The organism is Kribbella polygonati, from assembly GCF_050320105.1.
Taxonomy (GTDB): Bacteria; Actinomycetota; Actinomycetes; order Propionibacteriales; family Kribbellaceae; genus Kribbella.
Window position 1 is genome coordinate 7,203,469 of record NZ_CP190129.1, and the last position, 24,861, is coordinate 7,228,329.

Annotated in this window: 22 protein-coding genes; 10 read left to right on the forward strand and 12 right to left on the reverse strand. The window is 69.2% G+C overall.

Annotation, left to right across the window (positions count from 1 at the left end):
* Window positions 1-4: 4 nt before the first annotated feature.
* Window positions 5-988 (forward strand): porphobilinogen synthase, encoded by a 984-nt coding sequence (gene hemB / locus ACQHIV_RS34445; protein ID WP_427888388.1) that lies wholly within the window; start codon window positions 5-7, stop codon window positions 986-988.
* Here hemB and ACQHIV_RS34450 read toward each other — a convergent pair.
* From ACQHIV_RS34450 to ACQHIV_RS34470, 5 genes are read right to left on the reverse strand one after another with little or no spacing between them, the layout of a single operon-like run.
* Entirely contained in the window at window positions 985-1,809 is an 825-nt protein-coding gene (locus ACQHIV_RS34450; RefSeq protein ID WP_427888391.1) for a carbohydrate ABC transporter permease, read from the reverse strand. The genes hemB and ACQHIV_RS34450 overlap by 4 nt on opposite strands.
* Entirely contained in the window at window positions 1,799-2,737 is a 939-nt protein-coding gene (locus tag ACQHIV_RS34455) for a carbohydrate ABC transporter permease (RefSeq protein WP_427888393.1), read from the reverse strand. Before ACQHIV_RS34455 ends, ACQHIV_RS34450 begins: the two co-directional genes overlap by 11 nt.
* Window positions 2,734-3,984 carry an ABC transporter substrate-binding protein gene (locus ACQHIV_RS34460; RefSeq protein ID WP_427888395.1) on the reverse strand — a complete coding sequence of 417 codons (1,251 nt, stop codon included), beginning with the start codon at window positions 3,982-3,984 and terminating at the stop codon, window positions 2,734-2,736. The genes ACQHIV_RS34455 and ACQHIV_RS34460 overlap by 4 nt, the downstream gene beginning before the upstream one ends.
* A 13-nt stretch (window positions 3,985-3,997) precedes the next feature.
* A complete protein-coding gene (locus tag ACQHIV_RS34465; RefSeq protein WP_427888397.1) occupies window positions 3,998-5,593 on the reverse strand; it encodes an FAD-dependent oxidoreductase in 1,596 nt (531 codons plus the stop codon).
* Window positions 5,594-6,619, reverse strand: a complete 1,026-nt coding sequence (locus ACQHIV_RS34470) for a LacI family DNA-binding transcriptional regulator (RefSeq protein ID WP_427888399.1) — start codon at window positions 6,617-6,619, stop codon at window positions 5,594-5,596.
* A 172-nt stretch (window positions 6,620-6,791) separates the two neighbouring features.
* Here ACQHIV_RS34470 and ACQHIV_RS34475 point away from each other — a divergent pair, with 172 nt between their 5' ends.
* The gene (locus tag ACQHIV_RS34475) at window positions 6,792-8,636 is read left to right on the forward strand and encodes a hypothetical protein (protein WP_427888401.1); all 1,845 of its coding nucleotides are present in this window, start codon (window positions 6,792-6,794) and stop codon (window positions 8,634-8,636) included.
* Here the strand turns inward: ACQHIV_RS34475 and ACQHIV_RS34480 are convergent.
* Entirely contained in the window at window positions 8,633-10,282 is a 1,650-nt protein-coding gene (locus tag ACQHIV_RS34480; RefSeq protein WP_427888403.1) for a hypothetical protein, read from the reverse strand. The genes ACQHIV_RS34475 and ACQHIV_RS34480 overlap by 4 nt on opposite strands.
* A 139-nt stretch (window positions 10,283-10,421) precedes the next feature.
* Here ACQHIV_RS34480 and ACQHIV_RS34485 point away from each other — a divergent pair, with 139 nt between their 5' ends.
* The 4 genes from ACQHIV_RS34485 to ACQHIV_RS34500 are packed head-to-tail and all read left to right on the forward strand — an operon-like array spanning window position 10,422 to window position 14,654.
* Entirely contained in the window at window positions 10,422-11,345 is a 924-nt protein-coding gene (locus ACQHIV_RS34485) for a carbohydrate ABC transporter permease (RefSeq protein ID WP_427888405.1), read from the forward strand.
* On the forward strand, window positions 11,335-12,219 hold the full coding sequence (locus ACQHIV_RS34490; RefSeq protein WP_427888407.1) for a carbohydrate ABC transporter permease: 885 nt from the start codon (window positions 11,335-11,337) through the stop codon (window positions 12,217-12,219). The genes ACQHIV_RS34485 and ACQHIV_RS34490 overlap by 11 nt, the downstream gene beginning before the upstream one ends.
* A 19-nt stretch (window positions 12,220-12,238) precedes the next feature.
* A complete protein-coding gene (locus tag ACQHIV_RS34495) occupies window positions 12,239-13,540 on the forward strand; it encodes an ABC transporter substrate-binding protein (protein WP_427888408.1) in 1,302 nt (433 codons plus the stop codon).
* A 40-nt stretch (window positions 13,541-13,580) separates the two neighbouring features.
* Complete coding sequence (locus ACQHIV_RS34500; protein ID WP_427888409.1) at window positions 13,581-14,654, forward strand: Gfo/Idh/MocA family protein; 1,074 nt, start codon at window positions 13,581-13,583, stop codon at window positions 14,652-14,654.
* Here the strand turns inward: ACQHIV_RS34500 and ACQHIV_RS34505 are convergent.
* Both ACQHIV_RS34505 and ACQHIV_RS34510 read right to left on the reverse strand, forming a co-directional pair.
* Window positions 14,643-16,040, reverse strand: a complete 1,398-nt coding sequence (locus tag ACQHIV_RS34505) for a sensor histidine kinase (protein WP_427888411.1) — start codon at window positions 16,038-16,040, stop codon at window positions 14,643-14,645. The two genes, ACQHIV_RS34500 and ACQHIV_RS34505, sit on opposite strands and share 12 nt — an antisense overlap.
* 24 nt (window positions 16,041-16,064) lie before the next feature.
* A complete protein-coding gene (locus tag ACQHIV_RS34510; protein WP_427888413.1) occupies window positions 16,065-16,994 on the reverse strand; it encodes a phosphotransferase enzyme family protein in 930 nt (309 codons plus the stop codon).
* Window positions 16,995-17,187: 193 nt separating this feature from the next.
* Between ACQHIV_RS34510 and ACQHIV_RS34515 the strand changes: the two genes are divergently transcribed.
* Window positions 17,188-18,579: a hypothetical protein gene (locus ACQHIV_RS34515; protein ID WP_427888415.1), complete on the forward strand. Its 1,392-nt coding sequence runs from the start codon at window positions 17,188-17,190 to the stop codon at window positions 18,577-18,579.
* Here the strand turns inward: ACQHIV_RS34515 and ACQHIV_RS34520 are convergent, their stop codons facing one another.
* From ACQHIV_RS34520 to ACQHIV_RS34530, 3 genes are read right to left on the reverse strand one after another with little or no spacing between them, the layout of a single operon-like run.
* Window positions 18,580-19,788 carry a cytochrome P450 gene (locus tag ACQHIV_RS34520; RefSeq protein ID WP_427888417.1) on the reverse strand — a complete coding sequence of 403 codons (1,209 nt, stop codon included), beginning with the start codon at window positions 19,786-19,788 and terminating at the stop codon, window positions 18,580-18,582.
* Window positions 19,789-19,842: 54 nt separating this feature from the next.
* Window positions 19,843-20,364, reverse strand: coding sequence for a GrpB family protein (locus tag ACQHIV_RS34525; protein WP_427888419.1), 522 nt, complete (start codon window positions 20,362-20,364; stop codon window positions 19,843-19,845).
* A 19-nt stretch (window positions 20,365-20,383) separates the two neighbouring features.
* Entirely contained in the window at window positions 20,384-21,628 is a 1,245-nt protein-coding gene (locus ACQHIV_RS34530) for an aldose epimerase family protein (RefSeq protein WP_427888421.1), read from the reverse strand.
* Window positions 21,629-21,805: 177 nt separating this feature from the next.
* Between ACQHIV_RS34530 and ACQHIV_RS34535 the strand changes: the two genes are divergently transcribed.
* From ACQHIV_RS34535 to ACQHIV_RS34545, 3 genes are all read left to right on the forward strand, one after another.
* Window positions 21,806-22,405 (forward strand): cysteine hydrolase family protein, encoded by a 600-nt coding sequence (locus tag ACQHIV_RS34535; RefSeq protein WP_427888423.1) that lies wholly within the window; start codon window positions 21,806-21,808, stop codon window positions 22,403-22,405.
* A gap of 4 nt (window positions 22,406-22,409) precedes the next feature.
* The gene (locus ACQHIV_RS34540) at window positions 22,410-23,327 is read left to right on the forward strand and encodes a GlxA family transcriptional regulator (RefSeq protein ID WP_427888425.1); all 918 of its coding nucleotides are present in this window, start codon (window positions 22,410-22,412) and stop codon (window positions 23,325-23,327) included.
* A 69-nt stretch (window positions 23,328-23,396) separates the two neighbouring features.
* On the forward strand, window positions 23,397-24,056 hold the full coding sequence (locus ACQHIV_RS34545; RefSeq protein ID WP_427888427.1) for a hypothetical protein: 660 nt from the start codon (window positions 23,397-23,399) through the stop codon (window positions 24,054-24,056).
* Here ACQHIV_RS34545 and ACQHIV_RS34550 read toward each other — a convergent pair.
* The gene (locus ACQHIV_RS34550; RefSeq protein WP_427888429.1) at window positions 24,046-24,681 is read right to left on the reverse strand and encodes a hypothetical protein; all 636 of its coding nucleotides are present in this window, start codon (window positions 24,679-24,681) and stop codon (window positions 24,046-24,048) included. The genes ACQHIV_RS34545 and ACQHIV_RS34550 overlap by 11 nt on opposite strands.
* Window positions 24,682-24,861: the final 180 nt, after the last annotated feature.

Genomic DNA, 24,861 nt, shown 5'->3' on the forward strand with positions numbered 1-24,861 from the left:
CATTGTGTCTGGATTCCCGGAGGTCAGGCCGCGGCGGCTTCGGTCGTCGGCGGCGGTGCGTCGACTGGTCGCGGAGACCAGCATCGAACCCCGGCAGCTGATCCTGCCGATGTTCGTCCGGGAGGACGCGCGCGAGCCGATCCCGATCCGGTCGATGCCGGGCGTCGTCCAGCACACCCGGGACACCGCGCGGAAGGCGGTCGCGGAGGCGGCTCAGCTGGGGCTGGGCGGTGTGATGCTGTTCGGCGTACCGACTTCGAAGGATCCGGTCGGGTCCGGCGCGCTGGACCCTGACGGCATCCTCAACGTGGCGATCGCGGACGCGGTGTCCGAGGTCGGCAACGCGCTGCTGGTGATGTCGGACCTCTGCCTGGACGAGTTCACCTCCCACGGGCACTGCGGCGTGCTCGACTCCGAGGGCCGCGTCGACAACGACGCGACGCTGAAGATCTACGCCGAGATGGGCGTCGCGCAGGCGTCCGCCGGCGCGCACGTCGTCGGCCCGTCCGGGATGATGGACGGCCAGGTCGGCGTCGTACGGAAGGCCCTCGATGCGGCCGGCTTCGTCGACACCGTGATCCTCGCATACGCCGTGAAGTACGCGTCGGCGTTCTTCGGCCCGTTCCGCGAGGCCGTCGACTCGTCGCTGACCGGGGACCGCAAGACGTACCAGCAGGACAACGCCAACTCCCGCGACGCCATCCGCGAGGTCGACCTCGACATCGCCGAAGGCGCCGACCTCGTGATGGTGAAGCCCGCCCTGGCGTACCTCGACATCATCCGCCAGGTCCGCGACCACGTGAACGTCCCGGTCGCGGCGTACAACATCTCCGGCGAGTACGCGATGGTCGAGGCCGCCGCCGCCAACGGCTGGATCAACCGCGAAGCAGCCATCCTCGAAACCCTCACCGCCATCCGCCGAGCCGGCGCCGACACCATCCTCACCTACTGGGCAACAGAAGCCGCCGCCCACCTCCTCAACCGCTAGCCCTTCAGCCCCGTTTGGGCTAGGCCTTCGACGAAGTGGCGTTGGGCGAGGACGAAGATGATGAGGACGGGGAGGGCGGAGAGGGTTGCGGCGGCGAGTTGGGTGTTCCACATGGGGCCGCCGTAGGCGTCTACGTACTGGGTGAGGGCTTGGGGGATGGTGAACTTCTGTTTGGAGGAGAGGAAGACGATCGGTTCCAGGTAGAGGTTCCAGCTGTGCAGGAACGTGAAGATGGCTACCGCGCCGATCGCCGGCCGCGCCAACGGTAGGCAGATGCGGTAGAAGAGGCCGAAGCGGCCGAGGCCGTCGACGCGGCCGGCTTCCTCGAGTTCGGCGGGGAGCGTGATGAAGAACTGGCGCATGATGAACGTCGCCAGCACGCTGGGGGCGCCGAGCATCGGGATCAGGATGAGCGGCCAGTGCGTGTCCACCAGGCCGAACGCGTCGAACATCTTGTACAGCGGGATGATCGTCACCTCGTTCGGCACCAGCAGGCCGGTGAGGACGATCAGGAAGACGACTCCGGAGCCGCGGAACTTCACTCGCGCGAACGCGTAGCCCGCGAGTGACGAGACCGCCAGCGTGCCCAGAGTCACCACCAGCGCGATGTAGAGGCTGTTCACATACTGCCGCCCGAACGGCTGCAGCGCGAACACCTGCTTGTACGCATCCAGCGTCGGCGACCCGGGCAGCAGCGACGGCGGGAACGCGAAGATCTCCGACACCGGCTTGAGTGACGTCGTCGCCATCCACCAGATCGGGAACACGAACGGCACACAACACACCAGCAGTACGCCGTACACCAGCAGCTTAAGCCTCATGAAACACCCACTTCTTCCGCATCTGCCACTGGATCACCGTCAGCACCAGCACGATCAGGAACAGCACCAGCGACAGCGTCGCGCCGTACCCGAAGTGGTGGAACTGGAACGCCTGCTGATACAGGTAGTAGACAAGGACCGTCGTCGACGTCCCCGGACCACCCTGCGTCAGTACGGCGATCTGCGCGAACACCTGCAGCGACCCGACGATCGTCAGGATCATCGTCAGCAGGATCGTTGGACTGATCAACGGTACGGTCACCCGCCGGAACCGCGCCCACGCCGACGCCCCGTCGATCCGGGCCGCCTCGTACAGCTCCGCGGGCACGCCCTGCAGCGCGGCCAGGAACAGCACCATGTTCAACCCGACGTTCTTGAACAGCTGTACGACGATCACCGACACCATCGCCGTACCGCCGGAGCGCAGCCAGTTCGGGCCGTTGATGCCGAAGACGTGCAGGAACGCGTTCACGCCGCCGTTGTCCTGCAGGAGAAACCCCCACACGATCGTCCACGCGACAAGCGTGACCACGACCGGCGAGAAGAACAGCGTCCGGAACACCACGGTCCCGCGCAGCTTCTGGTTCAGCAGTACGGCGAGGAACAACGCGAGGCTGAGGTTCAGCACCACCAGCCCGACCGAGAACAAGCCTGTTGCCCGCAGCACCGGCCCGAGGCGCTGGTCGTCCGCGAGCGCCTGATAGTTGTCACCACCAACGAACTCGAACGTGCCACCCAGCACGTTCCACTCGTGCAGGCTGTACCAGACCACCAGGCCGAGCGGTACCAGTACGAACGTGACGATGCCGGCCAGTTGCGGCGCGACCATCAGCCAGCCGGCCACGGTGTCCCGCCGCCGCATCGTCCAGTACGGCGCCCGCGCGGCCGGGGCGTCCGACCGTGCGGGCTTCTCCAGCGTCAGGGTCATTTCGCCAGCAGAGGGTTGATCTTCGAGCAGACGTCGGACAGTACCGTCTTGACGTCCGCGTCCGGCTTCCACAACGGGTCGAGGGCGGCGCGGACCGTCTGCTGCAGCTCGGCGTACCCGGTGTGGCTGGGCTTGATCGTGCCGTTTTCGATGCCCTTGACAACAACACTGTCGAGTTGGGCCGGCTTGAGCAGCGGGTTCGCCTTCGCCAGGGTGGCGGCGTTCAGCTCGGACTTGCGCGGCGGCGGGAAGTACTCCGCCAGCTTGGCCGAGTTCTGCGCGTTGCTGAAGTACGTCAGGAACTGCTTCGCCGCGTCCGCGTGCTTGCCGCGCTTGAACACGCCGATCCCGGCCTGCCCGACGACCGAGTAGTCACCGGCCGGTCCCTTCGGCAGCGGCACCAGATCCCAATGGAACTTGGCCTTCTCGAGCAACGCCGCCCGGCTGATCTGGGTCAGCACCATCGACGAGTCGCCGGCGAAGAAGTCCTTCGTGACACCCGGCCCCGGCATCCCCTTGTCGGTGAAGATCAGTTTGTGGACGAACGTCATCGCGTCCACCATCTGCGGCTGGTCGAACTGGCAGCTCTTGCCGTCCTCGCTCCACGGCCGCGCGCCCCACCCGGACCAGATCGCGTTCAGCGTGTCCCAGCCCTTGTAGTCGAAGTCACCGACCACCAGGCCGCCCTTGCCGGTCTTGGCCTGTACGGCGGCAGCGGTCTTCGCGGCCTCGTCCCAGGTCCACGTCCCGGACGCGATCTGCTGCGCGGGCGACGGCCGCCCCGCCGCCTTCACCAGGTCGGTGTTGACGAAGACACCCAGCGGCGAGGTGGACAACGGGTACGCGTACAGTTTGCCGTCCTTCTCCCAGTTGGCCGTCGTACTCGGCACCAGGTCCGCGTCCTTGTCGATCGGCTCGAGCGCGCCGGAGCTGACGAAGTCCGGGGCGTTGGTCTCGAAGATCCAGGCCAGGTCCGGGACGTTGCCGCCGCCGATCTGGGTGGTGAGCGTGGTCGTGTAGCTGTCGAACGGGATCGACTCGAAGGTGATCTTGCCGATCTCCGGGTGGTCCTTCTTGTAGTCCGCGGCGATCTGGTCGAACAGCGCGAGGTGCTTGGCGTTCGCGCTCCAGATCGTCATCCGCAGGTCGATCGGCCCACTGGCACTCGCGCCGGACCCGGAGCCGCCGCCGCATCCGGCGGCAGCCAGCAGGGCGGCCGCGGACAACGCCGCTGTCAGTCTCTTCATCAGGGGACCTCCATCAGTAGCCGGACACGTCCGGCCAGGCGAGTTCGATGCCCTGGGCAACCAGCAGGTCCTGGAACTCGCCGAGCAGGGCAGGGGTGGCGTGGACCGCGCGTGGACTCACACCGCGGTCCAGGCAGAAGCCGGCGAGCAGGCCCGCGGCCTCGCCGATGTTCCACTCGACCGGGTGCAACCGGTAGCAGCCGTTGGTGATGTGCGTGGTGCCGAGGTTCTTGCTCGCGGGCAGCAGGTTCTGCACCCGCTCCGGGACCAGCGCCCCGAGCGGGATCCGGAACGGGCTGCTCGCCACGTCGATGTAGTTGTCGCCGCCGGTCGACGGGTGCAGGTCGATCCGGTACATGCCGATGCCGACGCTGTCGCCGTACGGCACCGCCCCGCGGTCACCGCGGACCGCGACCGACAGGTCCTGCTCGACGATCGTGTACGCCGCCTTGATCCGCCGCGACTCCCGGATGTACGGCGCCTGCGCGAGCCCGTCGGCCGATCCGACCAGGTCGCCGCGCAGCCGCAGGCCGCGGAACCCGGTGCCGCCGTCGGGCCGGGGCGCCTCGGTCTGCAGCCAGTAGAACACCGCCTGGGACAGCTCCTTGGCACCCGCGAGGTGCTTCGCCGCGTCCGGTACGTCGATCACCGGGCCTTCGAAGTAGTCGATCATCGGCCAGTTCACCAGGCAGATGTCGCTCTCGTACGCCCCTGGGACGAAGTGCCGGCGGGCGGCGATCCGGCGGAACGTCCACAGGTTCGTGTCGCCGCCGCCGCGCCGCTGGTCCGCGACCACGGCCAGCGGGTCGTCGTCGGGGTTGGGGGTGAAGGACCGTTGTGAGCTCTCCAGGGTCCGCGGGTTCGGCGCGGTCCAGGACAGCAGGCGGTCGCCCCAGAAGGCCGGCTGGTAGTTCCGCCAGAACGCGTAGTTCGCTGGTTTGTCGCCGACCTGGTCGCCGTCCACGTGGTCGACCGCGAAGCAGTACGACACCGCCTGCATGTTCAACGGCTGCGCCTCCGCCGGCGCGCTCGGCTCCCCGGTCTCGCGCTGCGCCTCGAACCCGGTGACGTACTCCGTCCCCGTCAGCGGCAGCAGTTCGCCGGTCTCGGTCGCGTCCAGGATGTACGGCGCCGTGAGCGTCAGCCGCTCGTCGGTGTCCCGGTGCTGCACGGTGACCGCGGTGACCCGGTCGCCGTCGGTGTCCGCGGCCACCGGCCGGTACGGCTGCAGCACCTGCAACCGGCGACTGGCGCGGTACGGCGCGAGCATCTCCTCCAGCACGGCGACCGCGACGCGCGGTTCGTGGCAGAGCTTCGACACGTACCCGGCGCCGGGGTTGAGGTGCGGGTCCGCCCGGGACGCGACGGTCAGCGGGTAGTGCCGGCGGTAGTACTCGCGGATCCCGTCGCGCAGCGCGCGGTACGACGCGGTGATGCCGAACTGCTCGACCCAGGAGTGCTCGTCCGGTGGGACGGCCTGGCTGGTCAGCTGACCGCCGAGCCAGTCGAACTCCTCGGTCAGGATCACCGAGCGACCGGTCCGGAGCGCGGCCAGGGCCGCGGCGACCCCGCCGAGCCCACCGCCGACCACGAGAACATCTGTCTGCATCTAGGCACCTTTGCTGGGCGTGAGCGTGATTCCGTCGGTCAGGTCGCAGGGCAGGAGCAGTTGCTGCTCGTCGGCGGTCCCGCTGAGGATCGCTTCGAGCAGCTCGACCGCACGCAGCCCCATCGCCCGCCGCGGAACGTGGAAACCGGAGAAGTCCAGGTCGCTGGCCGCGGGCCGGGTGGCATCGCCGAGCGTGACCACGGACAGGTCCCCGGGGACGTCGACGCCGCGCTCGGCGGCGGCGGCGTACAGCGCGATCGCGTCGGCGCGGTCCTCGACGAAGACCGCGGTGATCTTGCGTTCGCGCAGGTCGTCGAGGACCTCGCCGGGGGAGCGGTCGGTCGTCGGTACGTGCGGTGCGCGGGCACCGGCGGCCTCCCGGAAGCCGCGCATCCGGTCCGCGGACGACTCCGCGCCGGCGCCGAGTCCGGCGTACGCGATCCGGCGGTGGCCGAGCGCGCGGGCCTGCTCGACGACGGTGCGGGTGGCGCTGGTGTAGTCGGCGCCGACGTACGGCACCGGGCCGCCGGCGTCGTCGCGGCGGCCGACCGAGACGAACGGGTACTCCTCGGCGATCAGCCGGGCCAGCTCCTCCCTCGGGATCTCGCGACCGAGCAGCAGGCAGCCGTCCGCGATCCGGAGCCGGTTGTTCTCGTGGAAGATCCGCCGCCGGCCCTCGGCGACCGGCGCGCTGGTGAACAGCAGCAGGTCCCAGCCGAGCCGCTCGGCGCAGTCCTCGATGCCGGCCAGGAACGGGTGGTAGAAGTCGCCGCTCGCGCTCGGGAACACCGATTCGTACGTGAACACGCCGAGGATCTGGTTGCGCTGCTGCGTCATCCGGCGGGCCAGCGGATCGGCCTGGTAGCCGGTCTCGCGGATCACCTTGAGCACCCGGTCCCGGGTCTCGGCGGGGATCCGCGCGGTGGCGTCGCTGCGGTTGTTCAGCACCAGCGACACCGTCGTCTGACTGACCTTGGCCAGCCGCGCGATGTCGCGCTGGGTGAGCCGGGTCGCCTTGTCTGCCATTCGCCGATCCTTCGCGGTAATACGGATTGCCGGGAACCGTAGAACAGCCCGCCGACGCCCGTCAAGAGGTCGATTCCATTGCTAATCCGAATTATCACTGCGCAAGGTCTTGACCCGCCACCGTGACCCGCAGAAAACTCGCGGCAGTCCGATCGCAGCGAGGAGATCCGCTATGTCTCTGAAACGTCGCACCGTCCTGCTCGGTGCTGTTGCCGCCTCTACGATGACGTCGATGTCGCTACCCGCCCGCGCCGCCGGACTCCCGCCGCTGGCCCCGTTGCCGGCCGGGGCGCCGGACCGGCGGTTGTTCGCGCCGGGGGAGCAGCGGTTCGCGCCGTACCTGGTGATCCTGGCGCCGATGGTGAACGACATCGTCGACACGGATCCGTACGGGTTCATGGGCGGCGGTTGGTGGCGGACGCCGGCCCAGCCGTACAACTCGCGCGTCCAGGAACACGTCTTCACGCTGAGCTGGTTCCACGCGAACAAGCGCGCCTGGAACCCGTACTACCGGGACAACGCGCTGCTCGGCCGGCTCGACGCCGCGTTGCAGCACTACCTCGGGCTGCAGAACCCGGACGGGTCCTGGCCCGAGTACCACCCGGGCGAACAAGGAAAGGCATCCAGCGGTTTCGGGATCGGCTATCTGGCGAAGACGCTCGCCAACCTGCGGCAGGCGAACGCGCTGCCGAGCCGCCAGGCACAGCTGGAAGTTGCCTTGCGCAAGGGAGTCGACTGGTACCTCGACCCCGGGAACGCCGTCGTCTGGGACGACCCGTTCGAGTACACCAACCAGGCGACCGCCGGGGTGGCGGGTTCGGCGCTGACGCTGAAGCTGCTGCCCGACCACGACCGGTCGCTGAAGCTGCAGGAGCGGATCCGGTTCATCGCCAAGTGGGCACAGAGCCCGGCCGGGTTCTTCTACGACCCGCGCGGGATGGACATCAACTACAACTTCGAGGTGATGCTGCCGGAGATGGCCGAGCTGTACCTGCTCACCCGGAACCCGCAGCTCGCGACCATGGCGCGGCGGTTCGCCGACTGGTTCGGGTACAACCTGCTCCGGGAGCCCGACGGCTCCGGCTGGCTGACGTACTACGCCGTGTCGGACCGGACCGCGGCGGCCTCCTACGACGACGTGATCCCCGACCCGGACCGGACCATCCTCGGCTCGCACTTCGTCCCGGTCGCGCCGGACCTCGGCGCGTTCTTCACCTCCCGCGAGGACCAGACCGCGTCCCGGCAGGCGTGGGCCGCGGACCCGGCGCCGGTGCCCGCGCTCGCGAAGCAGGACACCTCGCCGCGGATCATCGCGCACGCGCCGTACGGCGAGACGATGCCGAGCCGCGCCGCGAAACAGGCCGCGATCGCGCGCCTCCCGTACCTGCGCGGCGACCACTTCACCGAACGCCGGCACGACGACTACGGCAACCAGGACTACCTCTACGTACGCCGTCCCGGCCTGTACCTCGGCGCGTTCTTCGGGGACCGGCAGGGGAGTGGCGTCAAGGCCGGCACCGGATTCCTCTGGCACCCGGTCGCGGGCACGGTGATCCACGCGCAGCAGACGGCGACCGGCGCCTGGGGCACGGTCATCGGCGGAAAGACCGATGCCGAGAGCAACCTTGTCGCAGCGTACCCGTCGAAGGACCTGGTCCGCTACCACACGCCCGACGGCTCGGTGGCGACCGAGCTGCTGGTCGGACCGAACTCGGTCAGCCGCCGGGTGACGGCGACCGGTGCGGCGACCGAGCAGATCCCGCTGGTCCTGCAGCCCGGCGACGAGGTCGCGTTCTCCGACGGGACCGCCGTCCCCTACAACCAGACCCGGACCGCGACGGCAGACGGCCTGGTGATCCGCCGCGGCAAGGCCACGATCACGATCACCTGGTCGGCCCGCCGTACGGCGACCATCAGCGCGTCGACCCGGACGTACCTCCGCGACGCCCGCCGCCGGATCCACGTCCTCCGGATCCCGCACGACGGAACGCTGGAAACCGTCGTACGAACGTCCTAGCCGGCTCGCAACCTCAGTACCTGGCTGCCCGGCGTGCGGCCGGTCAGGTACACGCGCAGGCCGTCCGGCGTGAGGCTTCCGCCCAGATAGGTGTACAGCTCGCCCGGGTCCATCGCGACCCGGGCGGGCCCGTTCCCCGGCCCGAACTCGATCCGGTCGCCGCCGACCGTGTAGCTGCCGGTCCCCGACACCAGCTGGTAGTTGCCATCAGCATCCAGTTCGGAAACCCCGGAAAGCGTGCCACCCGGCCGGAAACACAGCTCGATCGCGTACGCCGTCTCCTCGCCGTCGAAGCCGAACGCGAGGTCGAACCCGTCCGCCACCTCCTCGACCCGGACGCTGGTCCGCAGCGACCGGTAGCTCCGCGGCCGGTGCTCGAAGTCCATCGACGAGTAGAACCGCCCCTCCGGCGTGAGCGCGTACTGCCCGCTCGTCCGGTGCTCGGGCGGCAGCGGCAAGTGGTACGGCGCCCGTACCTCCTGCTGGAGCTTGAACGTGCACGGCCCGGTGCGATGCAGACCGTCCGCGCGGAAGTGACCGGTGCCGAAGAACTGCGGGGACAGTCGCACGGAGTCGAGGATCGCCGCGCCCTGGCGGAACTTGAAGAACGTCGGGTTCGTGGACAGCCCCGACGCGATCACCGGGATCCGGTGGAAGTCCGTGCCGCCGAAGACCGTCGCCGTCCGCACGCCCCGCCGTACCCGGGCCGACGCCTGCGACGGGAAGTGCTGGACGAAGTCGTTGGGTACCGGCGCCAACGCCGGCAGGTCCGCGGCCAGCGACGGCTGCTCGAGGACCTCGGCCAAGAAGTCGCCGAGCTCGCCGCCCCCGCGCGCCTCGATGCCCTTGGCGACGGCCGCGAACCGTCCGTCGCCGGTGTGCAGCGCGAGCTCGCGGAACTGGGTCAGGTACCACCAGACCTCACGGACGCCCTTCTGGTCCTGGCGGCGGGACGCGGTCGTGTCCACCTCGCCGTTCGGCTCGAGCAGGTAGAGCGTGAGTTCGAGGTTGCGGCGTACGTACTCCACCAGTTCCGGCTTGTCGTACAGGCGTGCGATCGTCAGCAGTGACGGATTCGTCACCTCGGCGGCGTACGTCGAACTCCGCTCGCTGTAGATCCCGTCCGAGGTTGCGTCGACGCCCTCGGCCAGCCACTCGTCGATCCGCGCGGCGTACCGCGAGTCCGGGAACAGGTGGTTCGCCCGCGCCAGCGCCGCGCAGACCTCCCACCGGTGGTTCGGCGTGTGCACGCCGCCCGTCGCGAGCGCCGGCGCTGCCTTCCGAACGATCTCCGACAACGTCCTCCGGAACGGCGAGTCCGCGTCAAGCAGGCTGTGTACCAGGCACACGTCCTGGAGAACGAATGCGGTGTCCGGCGGCGAGTGCAGGTTGCCGACGTCGTACAGCCCGTCCTCGTGCTGCCGCACCGCGAGCTGCTCCACCAGCCTGCCGATCGGCCCGAGCAGGAGCGGGTCCCGGTAGTACGCCGACCGGTCGCAGCCATACCCGGACACCAGTCGGCGCGCCTTCCGGGCGACCGTCCTGGGGTTGTCGCCCGGGTCCTCGTAGCTCGCCAGTACGAGCGGGATCTGCGCCTCGTTGGCCGTCGTCAGCAGCGTCAGGAAGTCCTCGTCCACAGCCGTCACCCCATCACAGTCAAGCGCCGGAAGCGACCGGATCCGGACAGCCCGGCGAGCCTGCGAACCCTTGCATAAACCGGTTTCTCGTACTAGTTTCACCGGCCAAAGCAAACGCTTTCCGATTGCTCCCGGAGGTAACGACGCGATGAGTGCGCTGGGTGAACTCGGCAGCCTCCGGGGGAAGAAACTCGCAGGTCAGAAGAAGGACAACCTGGCCGGGTACCTGTTCCTGGCCCCCTGGTTGCTCGGGCTGTTCCTGATCACGATCGGCCCGATGCTGGCCTCGCTGTACCTGTCCTTCACCGACTACAACCTGATCCAGGCGCCGAAGTGGATCGGGCTGGAGAACTTCACCCGGATGCTGTCCGACCAGCGGCTGCACAACTCGCTGAAGGTGACGTTCACCTACGTGTTCGTGTCGGTCCCGCTGCAGCTGATGATCGCGCTGCTGCTGGCCGTCGTGCTGGACCGGGGCGTGCGCGGGATGGCGTTTTATCGATCCATCTTCTACCTCCCGTCGCTGCTCGGCTCGAGCGTCGCGATCGCGATCCTCTGGCGCCAGGTGTTCGGCACCACCGGCCTGCTGAACCAGCTGCTGGACCTGTTCGGAATCCACGGGAAAGGCTGGATCTCCGACCCGAGTACGGCGCTCGGCACGCTGGTCGTGCTGAACGTCTGGACGTTCGGCTCGCCGATGGTGATCTTCCTGGCCGGACTCAGACAGATCCCCTCGATGTACTACGAGGCCGCCGCGGTGGACGGCGCCGGGACGCTGCGCCGGTTCGTCAGCATCACGCTGCCGCTGCTGACGCCGATCGTGTTCTTCAACCTGGTGCTGCAGATCATCCACGCGTTCCAGTCGTTCACCCAGGCGTTCGTCGTCTCCGGGGGCAGCGGCGGGCCGTCGGACTCGACGATGTTCTTCACGCTGTACCTCTACGACCGGGGCTTCGGGAACTTCGACATGGGCTACGCCTCCGCGATGGCGTGGTTCCTGCTCGTGATCATCGGGGTCTTCACCGCCGCGAACTTCTTCGCCTCGAAGTACTGGGTGTTCTATGACGACTGAGACGCTGTCCCGTACCGTCGCCACCCGCCGGACCGCGGGCATCACCTGGGCCCGGATCCGGCCGCTGGTGATCCACGTGCTGCTGGCCGGCTCGGCGCTGGTGATGCTCTACCCGGTGATCTGGATGGTGGTCAGCTCGCTGCGGCCGGGCAACGAGATCTTCCGCGACCCCGGGATCCTGATCAAGGACCTGCGGATCGAGAACTACCGGGTCGGCTGGAACGCGCTGACCGAGCCGTTCACCCGGTACCTGCTGAACTCCGCGCTGGTCGTGCTCGGCTCGATCCTCGGCAACCTGGTGTCCTGCTCGATGGCGGCGTACGCGTTCGCCCGGCTGGAGTTCACCGCGAAGAAGCTCTGGTTCGGGATCATGCTGCTCAGCATCATGCTGCCGATCCACGTGGTGATCGTGCCGCAGTACATCCTGTTCTCGAAGCTGGGCTGGATCAACACGGTGCTGCCGCTGATCGTGCCGAAGCTGCTCGCCACCGACGCGTTCTTCGTCTTCCTGATGGTGCAGTTCATCCGCGGCATCCCGCGCGAGCTGGACGAGGCCGCCCGGATCGACGGCTGCGGCAAGGCGTCGATCTTCCTCCGGATCATCCTGCCCCTGATGGTGCCGGCGCTGGCCACCACGACGATCTTCACGTTCATCTGGACCTGGAACGACTTCTTCAGCCAGCTGATCTACCTGACCGACCCGCACATGTACACCGTGCCGATCGCGCTCCGGTCGTTCGTCGACTCGACCTCCAGTTCGTCCTGGGGATCGATGTTCGCGATGTCGGTGGTGTCGCTGGTGCCGGTTTTCCTCGCCTTCCTGCTCGGCCAGCGGTTCCTGATCAAGGGCATCGCGACCACCGGCATCAAGTAACCCCTGAAAGGTGCATCACATGAGGCACATCCCCCGGGCCCTGACGGCCCTGGCGCTGGCCGGCACGCTGCTGGCGGCCAGTGCCTGCGGCGGCGACTCCGGCGGCGGCTCGTCGTCGGCGGACGGCGGCAAGGTCACGCTCCGATTCACCTGGTGGGGGTCGGACACCCGGACCAAGCTCACCCAGCAGGTGATCGACGCGTACCAGAAGGACCATCCGAACGTCACGATCAAGGGCGAGTTCGGCGACTGGTCCGGCTACTGGGACAAGCTCGCCACCACGGTCGCGGCGAACGACGCGCCGGACATCATCCAGATGGACGAGAAGTACCTGCGCGAGTACGCCGACCGCGGCGCGCTGCTCGACCTGAAGAAGGCGCAGGGCCTGGACACCGGCAAGTTCGAGCCGGACACACTCGGCGCCGGCGAGTTCGACGGCGGGCTGTACGGGCTGAACGCCGGCATCAACTCGTTCGCGGTGGTGGTCAACCCGGCCGCGTTCAAGACCGCCGGCGTACCGGTCCCGGACGACAAGACCTGGACCTGGGACGACTACGCGAAGACCGCCGCGGAGATCACCGCCAAGACCGGCGGCAAGATCACCGGGTCCGGGACGCTCGGCGGCAACGAGGCCGGCCTGAACCTGTGGGCGCGGCAGCACGGCGAGTCGCTGTGGACCAAGGACGGCAAGCTCGGCGTCTCGCCGGAGCAGACCACCGACTTCTTCAAGTACATCCTGAAGCTCCGCGACGACAAGGCGATCCCGTCCGCCGAGGCCGTCTCGCAGGACATGAACGCGTCCCTGGACCAGTCCGCGTTCGCGACCGGGAAGCTCGCGATGACGTTCATCTGGAGCAACCAGCTGGTGGCGTACAGCAAGGCGGCCGGGCAGGAGCTGAAGCTGCTGCGGATCCCGAGCGCCGACGGCAAGTCCGCCGACAACGGCTCGTACTACAAGGGCTCGATGTTCTGGTCGATCTCGTCGCGGTCCAAGCACCAGAAGGAGGCCGCGGAGTTCGTCAACTACCTGGCGAACAGCGCGGCGGCCGGGAACGTGCTGCTGGCCGAGCGGGGCGTGCCGCCGAACACCGAGATCCGTACCGAGGTGACGCCGAAGCTGCAGCCGGCCGACGCCGCGACCGCGAAGTTCATCCAGGACATCAAGGCCGACCTCGGCGACCCGTCGCCGGCACCGCCGGTGGGCGGCGGTCAGGTGGAGAAGATCATCCAGCGGTACACGACCGAGGTACTGTTCGGGCGGCAGGCGCCGGACGCGGCCGCCAAGGCATTCCTGGACGAGGTCAAGGGTGGGCTCAAATAGTGTTGCTGATCGCAACTGATTACCGATGACGGTGGCCCGCGTGGCCGTGGTGGGAATCCACGGCCACGGAGCCTCCCATGTCCGTAACGTCACCCGGCTGCCGGGCGCCGAGCTGGTCGCCGTGGCCGACCCGCAGGGCGGTGGCGACCTGCCGGACGGCGTCCAGGTGTACGCCGGACTCGACGAGCTGCTGGCCGCCACCGAGGTCGACGTCGTGGTGATCTGTACGCCGATCCAGACGCACGTCCCGCTGGCGGAGCTGGCGATGCGGGCGGGTGCCGACGTACTGCTGGAGAAGCCGCCGACGGCGTCGCTGGAGGAGTTCGAGCAGCTCACCGCGGTGGTCGAGGAGACCGGGCGGGCGCTGCAGGTCGGCTTCCAGGCGCAGGCCTCGGAGGCGACGCTGAAGCTGGCTCGGATGATCGCCGACGGAGACTTCGGCGAGCTCCGCGGGATCAGCGCGACCGGCAAGTGGGTCCGCACGGCCCGCTACTTCCAGCGCGCCCGCTGGTCCGGCCGCCGCCGGCTGGACGGGATCGACGTGGTCGACGGCGCGGTGACCAACCCGCTCGCGCACGCGACCGCCGCCGCGCTGCTGCTCGACGGGTCGACCGGCGTCGACGACATCGGTTCGATCGAGACCGAGCTGTACCGGGCGAACCCGATCGAGTCCGACGACACCTCGTCGGTCCGGATCACGACCAGCCGCGGTACGCCGATCCTGATCGCGGTCACGCTCTGCGCCACCGAACACCTCGAGGCGTCGGTGATCGTCCACGGATCGAAGCGGCGCGCGGTACTCACGTACCAGGCCGACCTGATCGACGGTACGAAGTACGGCCGCGCGGACCTGCTGGAGAACCTGCTCGCCCATCGGGCGGATCCCGCCGTACCGCTCTACGTCCCGCTGCACGCGACCGGCGGCTTCACCCGGGTCGTCGAGGCGGTCCGGACGGCACCGGACCCGGCCGTGATCCCGCCCGAACTCGTCCAGTGGGAGGGCGAAGGCCTCGACCGCCGCCCGATCCTGAAGGACGTCGAAAAGTGGATCGACCGCGCCTCCGACGAACTCTCCCTGTTCTCCGAGATCGGGGCTCCCTGGTCACGCCGGTAGGGCGAGGCTGAACGTCGTACTGCCCGGCCTGGACGCGAGCGTCAAGGTGCCGGCATGGGCGTGGGTGATGGACTCCGCGAGGGAGAGGCCGAGGCCGGTGCCGCCGGTGGAACGGGTGCGGGCGGTGTCGGCGCGGGTGAAGCGCTGGAAGACGTTCGGGAGCAGGTCGGCGGGGATGCCGGGGCCGTCGTCGTGCACCGTGAGTACGGCGGTGTGGTCGAGCCGCCGGACCGCCACGGTGACCGTCGTACCGGCGGGCGTGTGCCGTCTGGCGTTCGTGAGCAGGTTGGTGACGACCTGGTGCAGACGTTGCTCGTCGCCGATCACCGTTACCGGCTCCACCGGTACGGCGAGGTCCCAATGGTGGCTTGGGGCAACTATCTCGGCGTCGGCGACCGAGTCCCGGGCCAGCCGGGACAGGTCGACCGGCCGCCGGTCCAGCGGCCGGCCCGCGTCCAGCCGGGCGAGCAGCAGCAGGTCCTCGACCAGCGACGCCATCCGCGTGGTCTCGACCATCACCTTGCCCATCGCGTGCGTGTACAGCTCCGGATCCCGCTGGCGCAGGCTCAGCTGGGCGTAGCCGTGAATCGTGGTGAGCGGCGTCCGCAGCTCGTGCGACGCGTCCGCGACGAACTGCCGGACCTGCTGCTCACTGCGATGCCGGGCGTCGAGCGCCCCCTCCATGTGCCCGAGCAACGTGTTCAGCGCGACCGCGACCTGACCGACCTCGGTCCGCTCGTCGGTGAGCTGGTCCGGCACCCGCGCGGTGACCCCGATCTCGCCGGTGTCCAACGGTAGCGCGGCCACCTCCCGCGCGGTCTGCGCGACCTGGCGCAGCGGCCGGAGTTGGCACCGTACGACGAAGATCGCGACACCGCCGGCGGCGACCACGCCGATGCCGCCGAACAGCGCCTCCCAGCCGATCAGGCTGGTGACGGTGTTCTGGATGTCCTTCGTGGGCAGGCCCGCGATGACGGTGATCGAGCCGACGGCCGACGCGCGGACGCGGTACGTGCCGAGCTCCGGGACGTCGACCGTACTGTTCTGGTCGGTCGCGGACCGGTCGAGGACGTTGACCGCCTCGTCCGACAGCGCGGTGAGCTGCCCGTCCGCGGTGATGACGGTGCCGACGGCCGTGGACGACTGCACGTAGACGGTCACGGTGCCCGCGTCCTGCCCGTGCGGGGCGTCCGGCGGCGGTCCGCCGTTCCGCAGGGCGCCGGCGGCGCGGCCCTGGGCGGCGTTCACCTTGCCGTCGAGCTGGTTGGTCAGGTACGAGCTGATCGCGGCGGTCGTCAGTGCGCCGATCGCGAGACTCACCACCGCCACCAGCACCACCATCGCCGCCGCGACCCGGACACTCAACGATCGCGCCGCAACCCTCATGCGTTCAGCATGAACAGCCAGCCCTCAGGTGTGCTCCACGTTTCCTGGCAGCTTCCTGTGAAGTGCGCGCAGACCGTCGTACTCCGCGGCCGCCCAGCCCTCGCCGCGCGACTCGGTGCCGCGGTAGCGCGGCTTGTCGACGACGTGGAACCGCAGGTTGAGGATCCGCCCGACGATCTGCAGGGACGGGATCGCGGCCTCGTCCTCGGCGGTGAGTTCGCGGCGCGTGCGGTACCCGGCCTTGAACGCCGCCCAGTGCGGCGTCGTCGCGACGCCGCAGAAATCGGCCGCCACCGGGCCGGTCGCCGCGAGGTCGAAATCCAGCAACAGAAGTCCCTGTGGCGTCAACAAGACATTGTCCATCGAGACGTCGCCGTGGCAGGTTCCTGCCTTTGAGTACTGCGCGAGGTTGTTCCGTACTCCGGCCGCCAGGGTCCGGAGCAGGTTTTCCTCCGTGTCGTCGACGGCGAGGATTTGTTCGAGCGCTTGCTCGACATCTTCCGCGGGCGGCCGGAAGTACGGCGACGTGTAGTTCTCCGCGGCCTCGTGAAATGCCGCCACCTGCCGGCCGAACGCGTCGTACAGCTCGTCGGTGAAGGGCGGTTTCGGCGTACTGCCTTCGACGTACCCGAGCAGGGTGAACGGGCGGCGGCCTTCAGGTGACTCCAGCAGGCCGACCGTGTCGCCGTCGAGCAGCTCGACGACGCGCGGAGTGCGCAGCCCGGCCGCTGCCAGATGTGCCGAAAGCCCTGTCTCCCAACGGATCTCGTCCGCCGTACGCCGGCCGTACTGGTAGAGCTTGAGCATGTAGCGCGCGTCGTCCGTGGCGAGCTCGTACACGTCGTTGACCAGTGTCCGACGCAGTTCGCAGTGCACGAACGTGAGGCCGTACCGCGGACCGAGGTCGGCGGCCAGTGCGGACGGGTCGGGCAGCGAGCGGAAGGTCCGGATCATCACCCGAGCCTAGAGGGCCCGCGAATTCGCAGGTTAGAACCCGGACAAGACCGGGGATGGTTCGAGACGTTTCCGGATTCGCCTCCCCTTTCGGGGCCGGAAACCGGTAGCCTCTTGCAGCGCGCTATGGGGGCCGCCGTACCACCCAACCGACGAACTGCCGGAGAGCCCAAACCGGTCAGGAGTGCACGTCTTGCAGGAGAACACCAGCAGCACCAGTACTGGCGAACTGGTCAACGTACCCCTCACCGGTGCGGACAAAGTCGCCTACGCTTTCTACGCGACCGCGGCTGCCGCGGCGCTGGTCGGCCAGGTCTGGGCCGGCGTGACCCACATCCCCTGGCCGAGCGACGGCTTCTCGCCGTTGCTCAAGATCATCCTCGTCACGCCCGCGGTCGCGGTGCTCGAGCTCGGCGGTGTCGCCACCGCGGCGCTCGCCGACCTGCGCCGGCGCAAGGGCGAGCAGGCGTACGCGTACCGCGCGATGTCGTTCTTCGCGGCACTGGTCGCGGTCGTGTTCAACGTGGTCGGGCACTGGCGCCCGGAGGAGCGGTTCCTCGCCTTCGGCTTCGGCGGCCTGTCCGCGTTCGCGTACGTGCTCTGGCTGATCCACAGCTCGGCCCGGCGCCGCGACGCACTGCGCCGTGCCGGGCAGATGCGCGACACCGGCCCGGTGTACGGCGTCGTCCAGTGGGCCCGCGAGCCGCGGGTCACCTGGCTGGCGCGGTCGCTGGCGATCGAGCACGGCTACACGTTGTACGAAAGCCTGCGGGCGGCGCACCACCAGATCCGGAACCGGAGCCGTCGCGAGGCGATCGCCGGGACCGTCGCGGAGTACATCCGGTCCGAGCATCAGGACGAGCGGCTGGCGAAGATCGCCGAGACGACGTACGACCCGGACCGGCTGGCCGGGATGCTCGAGGAGCGGATCAACTACGAGGTCATCACCAGCAAGCTGACCAAGGCGATCTCGCCGCCGCCGGAGCCCGAGGAGCGGCCCGCCGTACCGGCCGCGGTCTGGGTGCTCGAAGGTGGTCAGCCGCGTCGTGCGGACAGCACCGGCGTCGGCCTGCGGGACGACGACGCCTGGACCGGTGAGCTGATGGCGATCGTCGACCCGGACCCGGCCGACAGCGGGAACGTGTCCGAGGCGGTCGTCGTCGAGGACGAGAGCGAACCGCAGCACGTGGTGAACGGTACGGCGAGCAGCCTGAAGCCGTTCGCCCCGCAGCCGAAGGCCGAACCCCTGGTGGAGAAGCCCAAGCCCCCGTCCCCCTTCGCCGGCCCGACCGACCCGCAGCCGCCGGCACTGATCACCACCCCGAAGGTCGAGCCGGTCCTGCCGGACCCGGCGCCTGTCGTCGTGCCGGCCGAGCCGGCCGCGGAGGACGAGAAGCCGGAGCCGACCGTCCTGGAGAAGAAGCGGATGCGCGCGTTCGCGTTGCTGTCCGACTGGTCGCCCGCGCGCGGTGAACTCACCGCGAAGAAGATCGCCGATGCGATCGCCTGCAGCGAGCCGATGGCGAGCAGGTACATCGAGCAATACGAAGCCGAGCACGGGGCTGTGTTCGCGTCGCAGAACTGATCACCGAGCTGCCGGTGGACCGCCCAGGTTCACCGGCAGTTCTGCGAGGCCGCTCACCAGCACGCGACGCCACTCGAGCTCTTCGGCCGGCTTCGCGAGGCTCATTCCCGGGAACCGCCGCACCAGCGCCAGCAGCGACTCCTGCAGCTCGATCCGCGCCAGTTGCGCCCCCAGGCAGAAGTGCGGCCCGAAGCCGAACGACAGGTGCTTGTTGTCCGCGCGATCCAGCCGCAGCTCGTCGGGTGCGTCGTACGCGCGCGGATCCCGGTTCGCCGAGTTCAGCGCGGCCATCACACCCTCACCGGCCTTGATCCGTACGCCGTGCAGCTCGACGTCCTCCAGCGCCACCCGCAGCTGACCGACCTCGCTGAACCGGTTGAACCGCAGCAACTCCTCGATCGCGGCCGGGACCAGGCTCTCGTCCGCCACCAGCCGCGCCCAGTTCTCCGGCCAGCGCAACAGGGTCGCGACGCAACTCGAGATCTGGTTCGCCGACGTCTCGTGCCCCGCGACCAGCAGGTTGACGCCGAAGGCAATCAGTTCTTCCTGGCTGAGCCGGTCGCCCTCCTCGCGGGCACGCACCAACTCGTCCAGCAGGTCCTCGGCCGGTCCGTCGGTGTTCGCGAGCTTCTTCGTGACGAGGTCCTCGATGTAGGCCGTCAGGTTGGTCATCGCGTCCTCGACCAGGTCCTTCTCCGCCATCTTCATGCTGTACCCGAGCTCGGTCCACTCCCGGAACCGCGCGCGGTCGGCGTACGGTACGCCGAGCAGCTGGCAGATCACCTGGATCGGCAGCGGCAGCGCGACCAGTTGCCGGAGGTCCGCGCCGTCGCCGGCCCGCGCGACGTCCTCCGCGAGCTGGGCGGACAGCTCCGCGACCCACGGCCGGGTGCGCTCGATCTTCCGGTGCGCAAACGTTGGTACGACCAACCGTCGGAGCCGGGTGTGCTCCGGCGGGTCGGTGGTGGTCAGGCTGTTCGGCATCGGCTTGGCCAGCGCGACCCGCGGCGCCCCCTGCCGCACCACCGCCGCCCGCGAGAACCTCGGGTCGGCCAGCACCAGCTTCACGTCGTCGTACCGAGTCACCAGCCAAACCTCGGCGCCGGCCAGCGTACGCACCCGGGCCACCGGCCGCCCTTCCCGCAACTCCGCGAACGTCGGCGACGGCTCGAACCGAAACGCATCCTCGAACGGAATCTGCAGCACCATGGCTCGACCCTACGAAAGTTAGGCAACCCTTGCCTGCGCCTCCGGCGCGTCGGCCTAGCTTTCCCAGACCGGTACCGAGGGGAGGCCGCGGCGGGTGCGGGCCTCGTCGGTCAACTGCTGCACGAGGTCCGTCTTCGCGACGGTGTAGTCGAAGCCGCGCAGACCGCTGGCGGCCAGCTCGCGTTTGAGAGCGGCGTACCGTTCCACGGCTGACGGGGTCTCGCGCAGGTAGTCGCGGAGGATCCGCTGGTTGAGCGTGTCCCAGACCTCCGCCGGGAAGACGTGCAGATTGTGGGTGAGTACGTCGTCCACCACGCGCGTGTACGTACGCCGGCCCGGCGGGCCGTCCGGGTGGTACTCGAAGCCGAGCGGGCTCAGGTCCTTCCCGGCGACCTCGTCCAGGCTGACGGAGCGTGCCGCGATGTCGATGACGGGCTTCGCGAGCAGTCCCGGCACCGCCGTACTGCCGATGTGTTCGATCTCGGTGACGCTCGCGCCGAGGAGCGGGCGCAGGCGGTCGGCCATGGCGGTGAACAGGCCGGGCCAGCGCTCGTCGTACTCCGTGAGGACGGTCATGAGGCTGGCCCGGACCCGGTTACTTCGTACCGAAGGTGTAGATGGTGGTGGATTTGTAGGTCTCGCCGGGGCGGAGGGTGGTGGATGGGAAGTTGGGGTGGTTCGGGGAGTCGGGGAAGTGCTGGGTCTCGAAGGCGAACGCGTCGCCCTGGCGGTAGGCCTTCTTGCCGATGCCGAGGAACGTGCCGTCGAGGAAGTTGCCGCTGTAGAACTGCACGCCGGGCTGGTCGGTGTGGACCTCGAGGGTGCGGCCGTGCTCGGGCTCCCAGAACCGGCCGGCGAGGCGCAGGCCGTCCTTGCCGGGCTGGCCGCCGAGCACGAAGTTGTGGTCGTAGCCGCGGCCGAACACCAGTTGCTGGTGGTCGCCGCGGAGCCGGGCGCCGATCGCGGTCGGCCGGCCGAAGTCGAACGGCGTACCGGCGACCGGGGCGATCTCGCCGGTCGGGATCAGGGTCGCGTCGACCGGGGTGTACTTCGGCGCGTTCAGTTCGAGGACGTGGTCGTAGATCGTGCCGTTGCCCTCGCCGAGCAGGTTGAAGTAGCAGTGGTTGGTGAGGTTCACGATCGTCGGCTTGCCGGCGACCGTCGCGTGGTAGTCGATCCGCAGGTTGTCGTCGGTGTCGAGCGTGTACGTGACGGTGCTGGTGAGCTCACCGGGAAAGCCCATCTCGCCGTCCGGGCTGACGTAGGTGAATGCGACGCCGACGGACGAGTCGTCCTGGACGACCTTTGCCTTCCAGACCTTCTTGTCGAAGCCGATGGTGCCGCCGTGCAGCGCGTTCTCGCCGTTGTTGACCGGGATCTGGTACGACGTCCCGTCGAGGGTGAACCTGCCCTTGGCGATCCGGTTGCCGTACCGGCCGATGGTGGCGCCGAAGTACGGACTGAGCTTCGCGTAGTCCGGCAGGTTGTCGAAGCCGAGGCTGATGTTCTCGGTCCGGCCGCGGCGGTCCGGGGTCTCGATCCGCTGCAGGGTCGCGCCCCAGGTCAGCATCGAGATCGTCACGCGGCCGTTGGTGAACGTGTACACGTCCACACCCTGGCCGTCCGGGGTGGTGCCGAACGGGTCCTTGCGGATCTCGAGCTTGCCGTGGTGTGCGCCCATACCGTGCAACTTATCCGGCGTACCAGTGCCCGGACTGGCTTGGGTGGCGGTTCGGGTGGCCGCTTCCGCGGTGCTGCTGAGAGCGCCCGCGGCGGCGGCACCGAGGCCCAGGGCGCCGGCGGTCCGGAGGACCTGGCGGCGGGGCAGGTGATCGGGCATCGCAATCCCCTCAATCGTTGTAGAAACTGACCTCGGCACGATAAGTCGGCGTTGGATTGTTTGGAACAGTTCGTAACGGTTCGAATTCGTCCGATCTCTCCGCCGTGACCAGATCCGTCCGCCACTCGCCCCGATAGAGCCTTCAGCCGCACGCCGTTCCGCGCGCATCCTGGTGGCATGAGCCGAACCGCACTGATCGTGATCGACGTCCAGGAATCGTTCCGGGTCCGCCCGAACTGGCAGCTGGTGAACCACCCCGACATCGCCGACCGGGTGCAACGCCTGGTGGATGCGGCCCGCGCCCGCGACGAGCTGGTGGTGTGGGTGCTGCACACCGAGCCCGGCACCGGCGGCGCGTTCGACCCGGCTGAGGGACACGTCCGCCTGATCGACGGACTCGAGCCGTTGCCGGGCGAGCCGATGATCCGGAAAACGTCGCACAACGCCTTCACCACAACGAATCTGCAGCAGTTGCTGACCCAGGAAGGTGTTTCCGAAATCGTGGTCTGCGGGATCCGGACCGAGCAGTGCTGTGAGACCACCGCCCGGGTCGGCTCGGACCTCGGGTACGACGTCGTGTTCGTCGCCGAGGCGACCGCGACGATGGCGCTCGCGCACTGGTCGATCCGCGAGCAGGCGTCGGTCGAGGAGATCCTCGCCGACCCGCGGACGCTGACCGCGGACCAGGTCACCAAGCGCACCGAGTACGCCCTGGCCGGCCGGTTCGCCACCGTCCGGACCCTCGACGAGCTCACCGGCGTACCCGTGGCATCCTGACCGGATGCGCCCTACCCGCGTGGTCTTCGTACTGGTGCCGCGACTCCACTTACTGGATCTGGCCGGCCCGGCGCAGGTGTTCACGACCGCGAACGACTTCGGCTACTCGTACAACGTGTCGTACGTGGCGGAGTCCGACGAGGTCGCGACCGCGCAGGGGGTGCCGTTGCGGGCGCGGTCCGAGTGGCCGGAGCTCGACGCCCGCGACCTGATCGTCGTACCCGGGTGGCGGTCGCCGCGGCTGTCGCCGGAGCCGCCGATCGGGCCGGAGTTCCGGCGCCGGCTGCGGGCGCACCACGCGGCCGGCGGATCGGTCGCGAGCGTCTGCTCGGGCGCCGACGCGCTCGGCTGGGCCGGGCTGCTCGACGGGCGCCGGTTCACCACCCACCACGACCTGACCGACGAGCTGGCCGCCCGGTACCCGCGGGCCACCATCGTCCGGGACGTGCTGTACGTCGAGGACGATCGCGTGATCACGTCTGCCGGCATCGCCAGCGGCATCGACCTCGCGCTGCACCTGGTCGCCGTCGGCCGCGGCGCCGAGGCGGCCGCCCGGGTGGCGCGGGAGATGGTCGTGTACGCGCGGCGGAACGGCGACGATCCGCAGGAGTCCGCGATGCTCCGGCACCGCGACCACCTGAACGACCTCGCGCACCGCGTCCAGGACGTCATCGACGCGCGGTACGCCGACCGGCTCCCGCTCGCCGAGCTGGCCGGCGACTTCGGCGTCAGCGAACGCACGCTGACCCGGATCTTCACCACCGCGACCGGGCTCACGCCGCTGCGCTACCAGCAGCTGCTGCGGGTCGAGCGCGCCGAGCATCTGATCGGCCACGGCAGCACGGTCGAGTCGGCGGCCCGGTCGGTCGGGTTCGAGGACCCGCGGATGCTCCGCCGGTTACGGTCCCGTACCTCTGTCTAGACCGGAACAACTTTTCCTTCGGAGCGGTCGTCTACCAGGGACAGCCGATCGAAACGAGGGGGACGAACCATGAAGGTTGCTCGGGGCATCCGTCGAGGAGTGGTGGCGACCGGTGCGGCGACCGCGACGCTGGCGGTGGGGCTGAGCATGCTGGCAGCGCCGGGCGCCGGTGCGGCGCCGGCGACCGGGACGGCGCTCAGCCGCTCGCAGCTGCTGACCGTCGGGCAGGTGAAGCAGGCGGACGCGCGCCGCGACTGGATCCGGCAGGTTGACAGGGGAATCCTGCCGCGGACCTACTGCGGACCGGCGTCGACCGAGGGCAAGCACGTCGCGGCGCGGATGGCGCGCGGGTTCACCGACGAGCTGGACGCGTACGGCGCGCAGTACGTGAGCCGGTACGGGAGCACGGCGAGCGCGCGGGCGGCGTACAACTCGGTGATCGCGACGCTGAAGACCTGCACGTACAGCAAGCCGGCGCCGACGCACGCGCGGAAGATCACCGAGAACCGGGTGGTGAAGCGGGCTTCCGGTGACCTCACCCAGGTGATCCGCTGGTACGACTACCCGAAGCCGAACGACCCGGGCAGCGAGGCGGGTGGCTTCCCGTACGCCGTCACGCTGAAGGGGCGGACGGTGTCGGTGCTGGCCTTCGGCGAGATGGGGCCCGGCGTGCCCGCGCCGAACTTCGACAAGCTGGCCCGCGCGGCGGCGGCGAAGATCACCCGCTGACGCACTCGACCAGCCGCATGTGCGGCCGGTGCCCGGTGGTGAGCTCGGCGCGGACCAGTTCGGGGTTGCTGATGGCAACAGTCCCGTACGGCGTCGCGCGCCTGCTCGCCACCCAGTCGATCAGCTCGCCGGGGCGGGCGATGTCGCCGGTGAAGTGCAGCAGGTTGAGGTACCAGATGTCGCGCCGCGCGGTCTCGTACCAGGCGTCTGCCCCGAGCTCGGTGGTCAGCCGATCGCTGAAGGTGTCGGCGGCGGGGTCGAGGGGCTCGGCACACGCCATGACAGTCCCTGGGGTGAGGGTGAGGCCGGTGACCCGAAAGGTCGCCGGCCAGCCGGCTGGCTCGCCGGAGGGGCGGGTGTCGCCCCCGCCATGGCGACTGGTTGCCCGGGTGAGGGCGGACCGGTACCGGGCAGCGGTCGGGTCGTTGGTGGGGATGTGTTCGCGGCGGGGTTCGAGGGCGCGGACGGTGAGGTGGGCGGAACCCAGTTGCCCGGTCTGCCAGTGGTCCGGGCCTGCGAGGGCGGCCGCCTCCTGGGTGAGTACGTCGAGTGATCGCGCGAGCGCCGTACCGGGATCAGGTCGCAGCACGACCGACAGCGGCCAGCGGCCGCCCTCGCGGGGCACGGACTCGCGGTGGTGGGTCCCGGCGGCGATCCGTGGGGCCGCGAGGGTGAACAGCTGGTCGAACTTCGTGGTCGCGATGATGAAGCCTCCTTCGGAGAGGTACGACGCAAGGACTGGACAGCTGGTTGGTGGGTAGATGACTGTGGGTCGCGACCGCTCAGGAGGGGGAGAGGACTCACC

Excerpts from the sequence above, each read along its gene's own strand:
- ACQHIV_RS34450 (WP_427888391.1), bottom strand. The coding sequence starts at position 1,809 with ATGAGGCTTAAGCTGCTGGTGTACGGCGTACTGCTGGTGTGTTGTGTG.
- ACQHIV_RS34455 (WP_427888393.1), bottom strand. The coding sequence starts at position 2,737 with ATGACCCTGACGCTGGAGAAGCCCGCACGGTCGGACGCCCCGGCCGCG.
- ACQHIV_RS34460 (WP_427888395.1), bottom strand. The coding sequence starts at position 3,984 with ATGAAGAGACTGACAGCGGCGTTGTCCGCGGCCGCCCTGCTGGCTGCC.
- ACQHIV_RS34465 (WP_427888397.1), bottom strand. The coding sequence starts at position 5,593 with ATGCAGACAGATGTTCTCGTGGTCGGCGGTGGGCTCGGCGGGGTCGCC.
- ACQHIV_RS34470 (WP_427888399.1), bottom strand. The coding sequence starts at position 6,619 with ATGGCAGACAAGGCGACCCGGCTCACCCAGCGCGACATCGCGCGGCTG.
- ACQHIV_RS34475 (WP_427888401.1), top strand. The coding sequence starts at position 6,792 with ATGTCTCTGAAACGTCGCACCGTCCTGCTCGGTGCTGTTGCCGCCTCT.
- ACQHIV_RS34485 (WP_427888405.1), top strand. The coding sequence starts at position 10,422 with ATGAGTGCGCTGGGTGAACTCGGCAGCCTCCGGGGGAAGAAACTCGCA.
- ACQHIV_RS34490 (WP_427888407.1), top strand. The coding sequence starts at position 11,335 with ATGACGACTGAGACGCTGTCCCGTACCGTCGCCACCCGCCGGACCGCG.
- ACQHIV_RS34495 (WP_427888408.1), top strand. The coding sequence starts at position 12,239 with ATGAGGCACATCCCCCGGGCCCTGACGGCCCTGGCGCTGGCCGGCACG.
- ACQHIV_RS34505 (WP_427888411.1), bottom strand. The coding sequence starts at position 16,040 with ATGAGGGTTGCGGCGCGATCGTTGAGTGTCCGGGTCGCGGCGGCGATG.
- ACQHIV_RS34510 (WP_427888413.1), bottom strand. The coding sequence starts at position 16,994 with ATGATCCGGACCTTCCGCTCGCTGCCCGACCCGTCCGCACTGGCCGCC.
- ACQHIV_RS34520 (WP_427888417.1), bottom strand. The coding sequence starts at position 19,788 with ATGGTGCTGCAGATTCCGTTCGAGGATGCGTTTCGGTTCGAGCCGTCG.
- ACQHIV_RS34525 (WP_427888419.1), bottom strand. The coding sequence starts at position 20,364 with ATGACCGTCCTCACGGAGTACGACGAGCGCTGGCCCGGCCTGTTCACC.
- ACQHIV_RS34530 (WP_427888421.1), bottom strand. The coding sequence starts at position 21,628 with ATGCCCGATCACCTGCCCCGCCGCCAGGTCCTCCGGACCGCCGGCGCC.
- ACQHIV_RS34535 (WP_427888423.1), top strand. The coding sequence starts at position 21,806 with ATGAGCCGAACCGCACTGATCGTGATCGACGTCCAGGAATCGTTCCGG.
- ACQHIV_RS34540 (WP_427888425.1), top strand. The coding sequence starts at position 22,410 with ATGCGCCCTACCCGCGTGGTCTTCGTACTGGTGCCGCGACTCCACTTA.
- ACQHIV_RS34545 (WP_427888427.1), top strand. The coding sequence starts at position 23,397 with ATGAAGGTTGCTCGGGGCATCCGTCGAGGAGTGGTGGCGACCGGTGCG.